General features: G+C 53.8%; 12 protein-coding genes. 8 read left to right on the forward strand and 4 right to left on the reverse strand.

The annotated features are described in order from the left end of the window. Window positions 1–2: 2 nt before the first annotated feature. The 3 genes from ACTU44_RS08895 to ACTU44_RS08905 form a co-directional block, all read right to left on the reverse strand. A complete protein-coding gene (locus tag ACTU44_RS08895; protein ID WP_462097251.1) occupies window positions 3–1,595 on the reverse strand; it encodes a SpoVR family protein in 1,593 nt (530 codons plus the stop codon). Continuing rightward, window positions 1,592–2,929 carry a YeaH/YhbH family protein gene (locus tag ACTU44_RS08900; protein WP_336083366.1) on the reverse strand — a complete coding sequence of 446 codons (1,338 nt, stop codon included), beginning with the start codon at window positions 2,927–2,929 and terminating at the stop codon, window positions 1,592–1,594. The genes ACTU44_RS08895 and ACTU44_RS08900 overlap by 4 nt, the downstream gene beginning before the upstream one ends. Before the next feature lie 195 nt (window positions 2,930–3,124). Continuing rightward, entirely contained in the window at window positions 3,125–5,071 is a 1,947-nt protein-coding gene (locus tag ACTU44_RS08905; protein WP_114099340.1) for a PrkA family serine protein kinase, read from the reverse strand. A gap of 604 nt (window positions 5,072–5,675) precedes the next feature. Between ACTU44_RS08905 and ACTU44_RS08910 the strand changes: the two genes are divergently transcribed. Beyond that, complete coding sequence (locus ACTU44_RS08910) at window positions 5,676–6,014, forward strand: rhodanese-like domain-containing protein (protein ID WP_462097252.1); 339 nt, start codon at window positions 5,676–5,678, stop codon at window positions 6,012–6,014. A 79-nt stretch (window positions 6,015–6,093) separates the two neighbouring features. Here ACTU44_RS08910 and ACTU44_RS08915 read toward each other — a convergent pair whose 3' ends face one another. Beyond that, on the reverse strand, window positions 6,094–6,696 hold the full coding sequence (locus tag ACTU44_RS08915) for a TetR/AcrR family transcriptional regulator (RefSeq protein ID WP_462097253.1): 603 nt from the start codon (window positions 6,694–6,696) through the stop codon (window positions 6,094–6,096). 143 nt (window positions 6,697–6,839) lie between these two features. Here ACTU44_RS08915 and ACTU44_RS08920 point away from each other — a divergent pair, with 143 nt between their 5' ends. From ACTU44_RS08920 to ACTU44_RS08950, 7 genes are all read left to right on the forward strand, one after another. Next, window positions 6,840–7,244, forward strand: a complete 405-nt coding sequence (locus tag ACTU44_RS08920) for a RidA family protein (RefSeq protein ID WP_462097254.1) — start codon at window positions 6,840–6,842, stop codon at window positions 7,242–7,244. Window positions 7,245–7,382: 138 nt separating this feature from the next. Beyond that, window positions 7,383–7,937, forward strand: a complete 555-nt coding sequence (locus tag ACTU44_RS08925; protein WP_114099344.1) for a helix-turn-helix domain-containing protein — start codon at window positions 7,383–7,385, stop codon at window positions 7,935–7,937. 21 nt (window positions 7,938–7,958) lie between these two features. Beyond that, window positions 7,959–8,510 carry a GNAT family N-acetyltransferase gene (locus ACTU44_RS08930; RefSeq protein WP_336083356.1) on the forward strand — a complete coding sequence of 184 codons (552 nt, stop codon included), beginning with the start codon at window positions 7,959–7,961 and terminating at the stop codon, window positions 8,508–8,510. Between the two features lie 300 nt (window positions 8,511–8,810). Then, entirely contained in the window at window positions 8,811–9,800 is a 990-nt protein-coding gene (locus tag ACTU44_RS08935) for a TRAP transporter substrate-binding protein (RefSeq protein ID WP_114099346.1), read from the forward strand. 222 nt (window positions 9,801–10,022) lie between these two features. After that, window positions 10,023–10,511, forward strand: a complete 489-nt coding sequence (locus tag ACTU44_RS08940; protein WP_336083354.1) for a TRAP transporter small permease — start codon at window positions 10,023–10,025, stop codon at window positions 10,509–10,511. Then, window positions 10,508–11,779: a TRAP transporter large permease gene (locus ACTU44_RS08945; RefSeq protein WP_114099348.1), complete on the forward strand. Its 1,272-nt coding sequence runs from the start codon at window positions 10,508–10,510 to the stop codon at window positions 11,777–11,779. Before ACTU44_RS08940 ends, ACTU44_RS08945 begins: the two co-directional genes overlap by 4 nt. 18 nt (window positions 11,780–11,797) lie before the next feature. Continuing rightward, window positions 11,798–12,670 (forward strand): isocitrate lyase/PEP mutase family protein, encoded by an 873-nt coding sequence (locus tag ACTU44_RS08950; protein WP_462097255.1) that lies wholly within the window; start codon window positions 11,798–11,800, stop codon window positions 12,668–12,670. Window positions 12,671–12,872 lie beyond the last annotated feature (202 nt).

Consider the following 12,872-nt stretch of genomic DNA (forward strand, 5'->3'; position numbering starts at 1 on the left):
TATCAGTTACCGGCCAGATCTTCTGGCGTGTAACTCATCTCATGAAGGATTTCGCCGGTTTCGTAATCGACCGCTTGAAGGGTAACACCATATCCCCAAAGCTGCCCGATATAGCCAAGCGTCATCTGGGCGTCGGATTTTTCAAGACGGATGCCGTCATGCTCGGTGTGCTGGATATAAAGTTGGCGGTTGCCGCGAATATCAACATCGACAACCTGCATGTCGGGTTCGCGCACAGAAATGTCATGCATTCTGGCAAGCGACCGGCGGACCTTGCGATAGCCATTGTCATCATGGATGGCGGCGACTTCCAGATGCGGCGTGGTGTTCTGATCGTCGATCATGAACATCCGCATGTCACGCATCAGCTTGGGCGAGAGGAATTGAAGGATGAAGCTTTCATCGCGGTAATGCGCCCAGGCTTCCTTGAGCGTTTCCACAGGTTCATTATTGCCCGCAATATCGGGGAACCATTTACGATCTTCCTCGGTCGGGTCAATGCAGATGCGGTGGATATCCTGCATCATGGCAAAGCCCAGCGCATAGGGGTTGAAACCCGAATAGCGCGGATCGTCAAAATCGGCCTGAAACACCACGCGGGAATGATAGTCGATGAATTCCATCATAGCACCCTCGGAAATCAGGCCCTTGTCATACAGGCTGTTCATGATCGCGTAATGCACATAGCACGCGCAGCCTTCATTCATCATCTTGGTCTGTTTCTGCGGATAGAAATACTGGCCGATATTGCGCACGATGCGGATGATTTCACGTTCCCACGCATGCAGGGACGGCGCGTTCTTTTCGAGGAAATATAAAAGGTTTTCTTCCGGCAGGCCGAACTGCGCACGCCGTTCCTCGATCCGCATTTTGCGTTTGAGCTCGTCCATATCCTGATCGCCCTGATCAGGCTGGGGCAGGGTGCGCCACAGATCGTTATAGGTCTCGTCTTCGTATTTCGCCCGTTCGCGTTCGCGTTCAAGCTCGACCGCAAGATTGGGTTTTTCCGGGTGCGAATAGCGGTTCACACCCTGTTCCATCAGGGCGTGTGCGGCATCAAGAACCCGCTCGACCGCATCAAAGCCATAACGGTCCTCGCATTTGGCGATATAGCTCTTGGCAAATTGCAGGTAATCCAGAATGCCTTCGGCATCGGTCCATTGTTTGAACAGATAGTTGTTCTTGAAGAAGTGGTTATGCCCGAACGCGGCATGGGCGATGACCAAAGCCTGCATGACGATGGTGTTTTCTTCCATCACGTAGGAAATGCAGGGATTGGAATTGATCACGATCTCATAGGCCAGTCCCTGATAACCCTTGCGATACATGACATCATCGCGCACGAACCGTTTGCCAAATGACCAGTGGTGATACATCAGCGGCATGCCAATCGATGAATAGGCATCCAACATCTGTTCGGATGTAATGACTTCGACCTGATTGGGATAAACATCCAGTTTGAGTTCATTCAGCGCGATTTCCTCGATCGCGTCATAGGTCGATTTCAGCGTTTCGAAATCCCAGTCCGCACTGGTGAAGAGAAGTTTTCTGGTATCTGGTGCCGGGGTGTCGTTGGTTTTGGCTTTGGTGCTCATACCCGGGCCTCCGTGCGGTTTTTGGCAAAGAGTTCCCGAAATACCGGGAAGATGTCGGATGCCTTGGTCACGCGCTTAAGTGCAAAGCGCGGATTGTGACTGGCAAGCGGGGCATAGGCCTTCCAAAGCGCGGTTTCGCCTTCGGCGGCGGCGAAAATCTCGGCCTCGCGTTCGTCAGTGATTTCGATATAGGCGTAATACTGGCATTTCGGCAGAAGGTCTTCGGCCAGCAGGGTGGTGCATTTCACCCCGTCATTGGAATAGTTGTCACCATCGGATGCCTGTGCGGCATAGATGTTCCATTGATCGGTCGGATAGCGATCCTTAAGGACCTTTTTCATTTCTTCCAGCGCGGTGGAAACGATGGTGCCGCCGGTTTCGCGCGAATAGAAGAACGTTTCCTCGTCCACCTCGGACGCGCGCGATGTATGGCGAATGAACACCACTTCGACATGTTCATAGCGGCGATGCAGGAACAGATGCAGCAGCATGAAGAACCGCTTTGCCAGTTCCTTCATCTGTTCGGACATCGAACCCGAAACATCCATCAGACAGAACATCACTGCCTGCGTGTTGGGATCGGGGATTTGCTGAAACTGATTATAGCGGGTGTCGATGGGATCAATGAACGGGATTGCCTTCATGCGGCGTTTGGCTTCTTCCAGATCGGCCAGCAATCCATGCAATGTATCTTCATCAGCCTTGGTCAGTTTGCCTGACGGGCGCTTTTCGGCCTTGTCCTGAAGGGCGGAAATCTTTTCTTCCAGTTCGCGAACTTCGGCAGTTTTGGGGCGTCTCAGGCCAATCCGCCGGGCAAGTGAATTGCGCATGGTGCGCACAAGGCTGAGATTGGCCGGGGTTCCTTCGACCGAAAAGCCCGCGCGCGCATTGCGAAATGCGGTGGTCTGTTTCAGGCTCTTTTTCAAAAGGTCCGGCAGTTCGAGGTCTTCGAAAAAGATATCAAGGAACTCGTCACGGGTAAGTGTGAACTGGAAATCATCCTCTCCATCGCCATCGGGGCTTGCCTGCGATCCGCCAGCCCCGGAATCCCCGCCTTGCGGGCGCGCAATGCGATCGCCCTGAACGAATTTCTTGTTACCGGGCAGGACATAGTTGCGATTGCCGCCACGTCCGGCATGGTGGAAACCGGGTTCCTTAAGGGTTTTGCCGGGAATGGTGACCTGATCGCCGCTGGTAATATCGGTAATGCCACGCGACCGGATGGTGTTTTCGACAGCTTTTTTGATCTGAGCCTTGGCCCGGCGCATGAAACGCTGTCGGTTGCCAAGACTTTTGCCTGTCGGGTTCTTGCGGCGGTCAACGATATAAAGCATGGGCAGTCACATCCTTGGCGATCTCGTCCATGGACCGGGGCGCATCCCTGCAACGGGTTCTATGGTGCAAAATGCAGGTCGTCCGGGCCTTGGGCGTCACAGGGTGGGCCGGTTTTTGCCCATCCTGTGACGGGATAAAGACCGGGCGGACAAGGGAGAAACCGCCCGGCAGGGTCGGAAAGCCGAGGGCGTGGCTTATCCGGCCTTGTTCACGCGCATATACCATTCAACCAGACGACGGGTCTGACGTTCGGTATAGCTCCGATCGATCATGCGTTTGACGAACTCGTTGTGTTTCTTTTCGGTGTCGCTGTCTTTTTTCGAGCCGAACGAAATCACCGGCAGCAGGTCTTCGACCTGACTGAACATGCGTTTTTCGATGACATCGCGCAGTTTTTCATAAGACGTCCATGCCGGGTTTTTGCCCTTGTTATTGGCGCGTGCACGCAGGGCAAATTTGACGACCTCGTTACGGAAGTCCTTCGGATTGGCGATGCCCGCCGGTTTTTCGATTTTCGAAAGTTCCTGATCAATGATCTTGCGATCAAGAAGCTGACCCGTATCGGGATCCTTGAAGTCCTGATCCTCGATCCATGCATCAGCATAGGATACGTAACGATCAAACAGGTTCTGCCCGTAATCGGAATAGCTTTCGAGATAGGCCTTCTGGATTTCCGCCCCGATAAACTCGGCATAACGCGGGGCCAGTTCGGACTTGATGAAGTCCATATAGTCCTTTTCACGTTCTTCCGGATATTGCTCACGCCGGATCGCCTGTTCAAGGACATACATCAGATGTACGGGGTCGGCTGCAACCTCAAGGGTGTCATGGTTGAAGGTTTCCGAAAGCACCTTGAAGGCAAAGCGGGTTGAAATACCATCCATGCCTTCATCCACACCGGCCGTATCGCGGTATTCCTGCATGGATTTGGCTTTGGGGTCGACGTCTTTCAATGTCTCGCCGTCATAGACACGCATCTTGGAATAAAGGTTGGAGTTTTCATGTTCCTGCAACCGCGACAGGACCGAAAACTGTGCCAGCATCTTGAGCGTTCCGGGCGCACAGGCCCCTTGTTCAAGCTCTGATCCCTGAAGCAGCTTCTCATAGATCATGGTTTCTTCGGTGACCCGCAGGCAATAGGGCACCTTGATCACCGAGATACGGTCGATGAAGGCCTCGTTATTCTTGTTGGCCTTGAATGTCTGCCATTCTGATTCGTTTGAGTGCGCAAGGATAAGGCCCTGGAAGGGGATCGCGCCGAGGTTTTCCGTACCGATATAGTTGCTTTCCTGCGTTGCAGTCAGCAATGGATGCAGCATTTTGATCGGGGCCTTGAACATCTCGACGAATTCAAGAATGCCCTGGTTGGCACGGTTCAAGCCACCGGAATAGCTATACGCATCCGGGTCATTTTGGCTGTAATATTCAAGCTTGCGGATGTCGACCTTGCCGACCAGTGACGAGATATCCTGATTGTTTTCATCACCCGGTTCGGTTTTGGCGATGGCAATCTGGCGCAGACGTGACGGGATCAGCTTAACGACCGAGAATTTGGTCAAATCACCGCCAAATTCGTCAAGGCGCTTAACAGCCCAGGGCGACATAAGCCCCGTGAGGCGACGTTTGGGAATGCCGTATTTGTCTTCGATGGCATCGCCCATTTTGGCAGGGTTGAACAGGCCAAGCGGGCTTTCGAAAACCGGGCTGATCTGATCACCGGCCTTCAAAACATAGATGGGTTCTCGTTCCATCAGTTCCTTGAGACGTTCGGCCAGTGAACTTTTGCCTCCGCCAACCGGGCCAAGCAGATAGAGAACCTGTTTGCGTTCCTCAAGCCCCTGAGCCGCGTATTTAAAGAATCCGACAATGCGTTCGACCGTTTCTTCCATTCCGAAGAAATCGGCAAAAGCCGGGTAACGTTTGATGGTTCGGTTTAGGAAAATGCGGCCAAGACGGGAATCTGTCGACGTGTCGATCAGTTCCGGCTCGCCAATCGCTGCGATCATGCGTTCAGCGGCCGAGGCATAGGCCGTTGGATCTTCGCGACAGAGATTGAGGTAGTCACGGATGGTCAGTTCGGTTTCTTGCTTTCCGTCATATCCTTCCGCATACAGCTCGAAGATATCCTTCTCTTCAGCCATGGCGCGGTCTCCTTTCAAACGTTATCTCTCTGGTGTCGAACTATCGTTTCCTGTCCTGCGTGTTTTGCGGTGCAGCATACCTGATTGCGGCCGCCTGATTCTGTGTACGTCAGCAAAAGTCGTTTCGATGCATTTGCCTGACAGTAAATATTATAACGAACTGTATTTAGCTTAAGGTTAATGTGCGGCAGAAGATGCCAAGAGTTTGAAGCTGTTGTCTTTGCCATTTCACAATTGAATATTTGCTACTTTGGGTTGCGGTATTTGGGCCCCGTTGCGGCAACCCTTTCGATCAACTTAAGACCTGAACGGGCGCCAACCTGTCGGGATGACCATGATCGTCGCCACTGTAAAATGTTCCTATAATTGACTTGGGAAGCTGCAATCGGTTCCGCAAGGTAAGACATAAGTATTATCCAAGGAATTTCCGCCAGATTGATCACGGTTGAGTGACCAAGGCAGGCTGTCAGCAAGGAGCTTGCCCGTCATGCGCGGAGGCAAAATTATTTTGCATTTGCACAAGCCGATTGCCCGGCGCTATCACTGCCCCTGATCAGGAATGTCAGAACAGTGGCGGCGAGGATCGCCAGACAGGGAAAATGAAATGACCGACGGTGCCGTAAAGTTTGTCGAACCGCATGAACTCGATCTTATGATCGGGCAGGAAAGTGTGACCGTGATCGATGTCCGTGAGCCCGATGAATTTGCAACCGGCCATATCGAAACCGCAATCAATATGCCGACCTCGAATTTTGATATTGCGGCCCTTGTTGATCTGACCGACGAACAGGACACCGATCTGGTTTTTGTCTGCGCGGTGGGGCAACGCTCGTTTGGGGCGGGCAATGCCGTTCTGGCCCATGTCGATTGCGCGGTCAGCAACCTTAAGGGGGGCATTCAAAGTTGGGTGCGTGCCGGGTTTGATCTTGAGGGCGGCAAATAAGCCTGCCGTTCTTTTGACGGGGCAGGGGGTGGAATGTGACGTGACCGCCCCGAATTTCCCGCCCCGTTTCAGGCCGGCGTCATTCTGAGGCAGGCTTTACCAATACACCTGATGCAAGGCATTCAAAGGCCGCAATGGCCTTGTGAAGTGTGTCTTGCGGATCTTCGCTTGTCCCGACCCAAAGTGCAGCATTAAGAGCAACGCCATTCAGCAGTCTGGCGAGTGCTTCTATATCAACCGGTTTGATTGCGCCGTTCTTTGCCAGCTCGTTCAGGGTTTTGATTGTTGCCTGCAAACAGCGGTTTTGGCTTGGCCACTGTGACGGATCCCCCAGAAACGCCGGGCCATCGCGAAGAACGATGCGCTGTATTTCGGGATCAAGTGCCAATTCAATATAGGTGCGGCCTTCGGCAATAAGCCCGTTCCAGCCGCCACCTGCTGCTTCACCCGCGTCCTTGGCCTTTTGGGCCATGGCCGAGTCTATTTCATCGACCACGGCCCCAAGCAGTCCGAGCTTGTCCCCAAAATTATGATAAAGCGCGCCACGCGTCAGACCGGCCGTTGCAGTCAGTTCATCCATTGATGCGCTCGCATATCCCTTTTCGGCAAAGGCCTTGCGTCCGGCGGCGATCAGCTTGACGCGGGTTTCTTCCATTTTTTCAGCACGGGTTTTGGCAGCCATCAGGCACTCCGAGTTTGACATACGCGGCGTATATTAATTGACATACGCTGCGTATGTGAGTATCTCTCATTTCACATACGCAGCGTATCTGAAATGAGATCAAAACACCATACACTCTGAATTTTCCTGAAAAGGAGGTCCTCATGACCCTCGTAAGTGAAGCAATCTTTCCGCCAAACCGTCATGCGCTTTACGACGCACACGGTTATTCCCCGGCCATCCGATCCGGTGACTTGCTTTTCGTCTCGGGTCAGGTTGGCAGTCGTGAAGACGGCACGCCTGAGCCCGATTTTAAAAAACAGGTCGCGCTGGCATTTGAAAACCTCAAGGCCATCCTTGCCGCTGCCGGATGCGGTCTTGCGGACATCATTGATGTCACAAGCTTTCATACCGATCCGGAAAACCAGTTTGCAGATATCATGGATGTAAAAGGGGCTGTCTTTGACAAGGCCCCGTATCCGAACTGGACGGCAGTTGGCGTGAACTGGCTTGCCGGCTTTGATTTCGAAATCAAGGTGATCGCCCGCATTCCCGCGTCAAATGCCTGATTGGGCAATCTGACTGCATCGAAACAAGACGGACCAATGCGTGAACCGGCCCCGTATTGATAAGGCGGGGCCGGTTTTTTACCTTGACGATTTCTCGTAAATGGAAAAATATCCCGTTATTGAGATCAAAGGTGAAAGATGGACGACATCGAAAAACGACTTGCCGCACGCCTGTCATCCCTGCGCTCGGAACGGGGATGGTCGCTTGATGAGCTGGCAAAACGCAGCAGCGTTAGCCGTGCCAGTCTATCACGCATCGAAAATGGCGAGGTCAGTCCGACGGCAAGTGTTCTTGGCAAGCTTTGCGTTGCCTTTGGTGTCACGCTGTCGCGATTGATGCAAATGGTCGAAGAGGATTTTATCCCGCTGATCACACGCGCCCGTCAGGAGGTCTGGACCGATCCGGAAACCGGATATCGTCGCCGTCTGGTTTCACCCACATCGCGCAATCTGTCGGGCGAGGTGCTTGAAGTCGAAATCGATGCGGATACGCGGATCGAATATGCCGGGACGCCACGTGACGGGCTGGAACATCATTTGGTGATGCTTGAGGGCCAATTGATCATGGAGGTCAATCACCAGAGCCACAATCTGGAGGCCGGGGATTGCCTGCGCTATCAGTTGCGCGGTGGCAATGTGTTCCAGACCCCCAGGCATTCCGGTGCCCGCTATCACCTGTTTATTGTCGAATGACCATCCGGGAAGTCCGCCACCATGACCAAATCTGAAATTACTGATGCCCCGTTGATTGTGCGCCTGAATGCAGACACGCTTGAGGCTCGTCTTGATCAGTTTGGCGAGATGCTCCATGCCTGCGTTCATGACGGGGCGAGTATCGGCTTTATTGAGCCGTTCCCGATCAGCGAAGCCGTGGCGTTCTGGCGCTACCGGACTCTTCCGGCCATGGCCGGTGGCAGACGAACACTTTTTGCGGCCCTTGACGATGACCGGATTGTCGGCACCGTACAGCTTGACTGCGACACCATGCCCAATCAGGCCCATCGTGGCGATATCAGCAAATTGATGGTGCGCCCCGATTGCCGGCGTCGCGGGATCGCGAGGGAATTGATGCTGGCGGCAGAAGATCGTGCCCGGGAGCTGGGACGCAGTTTGCTGACACTCGACACCCGCACAGGGGACAGTGCCGAACGGCTTTATACGTCCCTTGGTTTTGAAACTGCCGGGGTGATCCCGGACTATGCCCGCGATCCGTTTTCCGACAAGCTCAGCGCAACCACAATTATGTTTAAGCGCCTGAAAGACTAGCCTTTTGATACTACGGGCGATTCCCGAAATTGTATCCAATATGCCGGTTCTGGCATGCCAGAACCAAAGGATGCAGGTAAGCTGCCGGTAGAATTCGCAATTTTGCATTGCGACAAATTTCTGAATTCTTTCCCGATATTCCTTTTAATTCCCGTGCTTCAGGGTCTTGTGCGTTGCACTAAGGGTTTTCTGATAGGAGCACTGTCGAACGCAAAAGATGTTGAATGCCAACGGAAAATAGGCGCATCTTTGCCGTCCGGCATAAAGAATTAGAATAAAAGTTCCTGGAGGAAGCTCATTATGAAGAAATTTGCCCTTGCGGCGGCCCTGATGACGGCTGTCGGCTTTTCCGGTGCGGTTCACGCGGCTGATCTGACCCTGCGCATTTCGCTGCAGCTGCCAATGAAAAGCCACCTTGGCCAGAACCTTTTGATGTTCAAGAACGAGGTCGAGCAGAAATCGAACGGCGACATCGAAGTTCAGATTTACGACTCAGCCCAGCTTTACAAAGACAAGGAAGTGCCCGCTGCTGTCGGTTCGGGTGCCATTGAAATGGGTGTGGCGTCGCTGACCCGCTATGTTGGTGATGTTCCGGCTGTTGACGTTTTCTATCAGCCGTTCCTTCTTGATAACGAAGAAAAGGTCCGCAAGGCCGTTTCCCCGGATTCTCCGGTCCGCGCGCCGCTTGATGCCGCGATTGCTGAAACCGGTGCGACGGTTTTGTGGTGGCAGGCTTATGGCGGGTCGATCATGCTGTCGAATGGCGGCCCGATCAAAGGCCCGGATGGCCTTAAAGGTCAAAAAGTTCGCGTCTTCTCCAAAACGCAGGGTGATTTCATCTCTGCAGCTGGCGGTGCTCCGACCCTGATTTCCGGATCCGAGCAGTATATCGCTTATCAGCGCGGCACGGTTGATGTTGGCATGACCGGCATGTCGGGTGTCAAATCCCGTCAGCTTTGGGAAGTCATGGACACCGTCACCACCACCAACGACGCTGACATTGAATTCATCGTGGTTGTGAATACCGATTTCTGGAACGGCCTGACCGATGCACAGCGTGACATCATCTCGACTGCGGCAGTGAATGCCGAAAATGATGTTCGTGATCGCATGACGGCAATTGAGGCTGCTGCATATGAAGAAGCCAAGGCGAACGGCATGACCATTTACAACCCGACTGCGGAAGAAATGGCTGCGTGGCGCGAAGCTGCCAAACCGGTTTACGAGGCATTCCTTGCCCATACCGGTGACCTTGGCAAACAGGTCTTCGAAGCAGCCCAGAAATTCTGATCATCAAACGGGTCATCACAGGTTTGACGTGTGATGACCCGATGATCGCCTTTGATCTGATCGCATCATCGTCCTGATCCCGGGCTTTAAGGCCATATTTCCGGCCAAGTGTCGCCCGGCCGGTTGGGACGATGATGATTTTCCGCCCCCTTTGAGATCAGGAGATGACTGTTGTCGGGTCGCACAATCATTTGCACCTGAGCAACGGCATTCGTTTTTAAGATGTTTGATCGATTAATGCTGTGTCTGGCATGGGTCGCGGCCATCCTGTTTGTGCTGGCTGGCTGCATGCTGACCTATGAAGTCATTGCGCGCTATTTCTTTGTCCGTCCGACGATCTGGGCGGCAGAGCTTTCGCAACTTTGCCTGATCTGGGGCGCGTTGCTTGGTATGCCCTGGGCCTTGGCAGCACGTCGCCATATTTCGGTGGATGCTGTCACCCGCCTGTTTTCCGAACCGGTTCAGCGTGGCATCGAAATTGCCGCCATGGCCTGCATCTTTGCCTTTTCGGTGATGGTGACTTTCAAGGGCTGGGAAATCTTTTACGAAAGTTACGAGCGCGGCCGGACCAGTGGCACGATGCTTGATCTTCCGGCCTGGGTGGCAGAGCTGCCGGTGGCACTTGGATTTGCGTTACTCGCAGTGCAGTCCGTTATTGAAATTGTCGGCCTTCTGCGCGGCAAGGAAATTCCGAAAGGGGCACATGAATGACCATTCTTCTGACCCTTGCGGCAATGTTCGCGCTTTTGCTGATGCGCGTGCCTGTTGCCTTTGCCCTTGGCGGCCTTGGTCTTGCGATGTTGCTGCTGGGCGGCTTTTCGCCACTGATGGCCCCGCAAGCCGTTCTTTCCACCCTTGATGGCTTTATCCTTCTGGCGGTACCGCTGTTTCTGTTGATGTCGAACATCCTGCTGCGTGCGGGGGTCGGCAATGACCTGTTTGCGGCGGTGAGTGCCTGGGTAGGGCATTGGCCGGGCGGGCTTGCGGTTGCAACCATTCTGTCTTGTGGCGTGTTTGCGGCTATTTCGGGCTCGTCGGTTGCGACCGCTGCGACCATCGGGACGGTCGCCATTCCGGAAATGATCAATCGCGGCTACAACAAGAAGTTCGTTTACGGTCTTCTGGCTGCGGGTGGCACGCTTGGCATTCTGATCCCGCCATCGATTCCGATGATCATTTATGGTTTTGTGACCGAAGAATCGGTGATCTCGCTGTTCCTTGCCGGAATCGGGCCGGGGATCGCGTTGCTGGTCTTCTTTATTATTTTCTCGATGATCTATGCCCGTATGGGCGGACAGGAAAGCGAACCCAAACAGGGCTGGGCAGAACGTCGTCGTGCAACGCTTAAGGCTTTGCCGTCTGTCATTCTTGCGGTTCTGATTATTTCGGGGATCTATTCAGGCGCCTTTACGCCAACCGAAGCCGCCGCAATCGGATTTGCCGCGTCGCTGATCATTACCGGCCCGATCATGCGGGTTCTGACATGGGATGCGCTTAAAAAGGCAGTGTTTGACAGTATGGCAACCACGGTTGCGATCATTCTGATCATTGCCGGGGCAAAAATCTTTGGCAAGGCGATCACGCTCTATCGAATCCCTCAAGACATCTCGATGATGATCACGCAGGGCATAGATACCGACCTTGGCTTCATTCTGGTTGTAACTGCTGTTCTTCTGGTGATGGGGCTTGTGTTCGAAGCATTATCAATGGTTCTGATCATGACGCCGGTTCTGTTGCCAGCGGCCCTTGCGCTTGGTTTCGATCCGATCTGGTTTGGCGTCTATATGGTGATCATGGTCGAATGTGCCCTGATTACACCGCCCGTCGGGCTGAATCTTTATGTCATCCAGTCTGTGGCCAAAGCCCGCTTGGGTGAGGTCGCGAGTGGTGTGGCACCGTTCCTGATGCTGATGTTCCTGTGTGCGGCCATTCTTTATGTCTGGCACGACCTTGCACTCTATATTCCGTTCAAACTGTAAAGACTGATGACACATATAATGACACCTGCGGATCGTTTGCGTGTGCTGCTGGCCACCGGCGATCTGATCACCATGCCATGCTGTTTTGATGCGCTTTCTGCCAAGCTGATCGAACAGGAAGGGTTTGCTCTGACCTTCATGTCAGGATTCGCGACATCTGCGGCCCGGATCGGTGCGCCCGACCTTGGCCTGATGTCCTATGGCGAGGTTCTTGATCAGGCCCGCAACATTACTGATGCCATCTCGATCCCGCTGATTGGCGATGGCGATACCGGTTATGGCAATGCCATGAATGTCAGACGCACGGTCACCGGCTTTGCCAAGGCCGGTTGTGCTGCGGTGATGATCGAGGATCAACTGGCTCCAAAACGCTGCGGTCATACCAAGGGCAAGGAAGTGGTCGGCCGCGATGAGGCGTTCGACCGGATTCGTGCCGCCGTTGATGCCCGCGAAGCCGGGGCAGATATCCTGATCCTTGCGCGCACCGATGCCCGTCATCAGCACGGCCTGTCCGAGGCAATTGACCGTGCGGCAAAGTTCAAGGAACTGGGGGCCGACATTCTGTTTGTCGAAGCGCCGAAGACTGTTGATGAAATGCGTACCCTTTGCGCCGAGCTACCGGGCCCGAAAATGGCCAATATCGTCGAAGGTGGAGAAACCCCGGATCTGTCACCCGCAGAGCTTAAGGAAATCGGGTATCAGATCGCGGCTTATCCTCTGTCTTTGATGGCAGCAGCGATGAAGGCGATGGTTGAAACCTTGCAGACCATGAAGGCAGGGCAACCGCGTGATGACAAGCTGATGAACTGGGCTGATCTGCGCAATCGTATCGGGTTCGACGAATATTATGAAGAATCGGAACGCTATGCTTCGTCGCGTCGCGACGGTTAGGCACGCAGACTGAATGAATGTTTCAGGGCGATGCACCGGAAGGATTGCGTCGCCCTGAGCGTTTGTATGGACCGCCAGCGCGTTTTAACGAATCCGGAGCACACTTATGACTGGAACGGTCTTTCTTGCCGCATAGCGGGCAGGGGAAGGGGATACCAAGTCACTAAGTGATGTCTTAAAATGTCGATCACCGGTTGTTGTT

This window comes from Thalassospira sp. SM2505 (assembly GCF_054901115.1).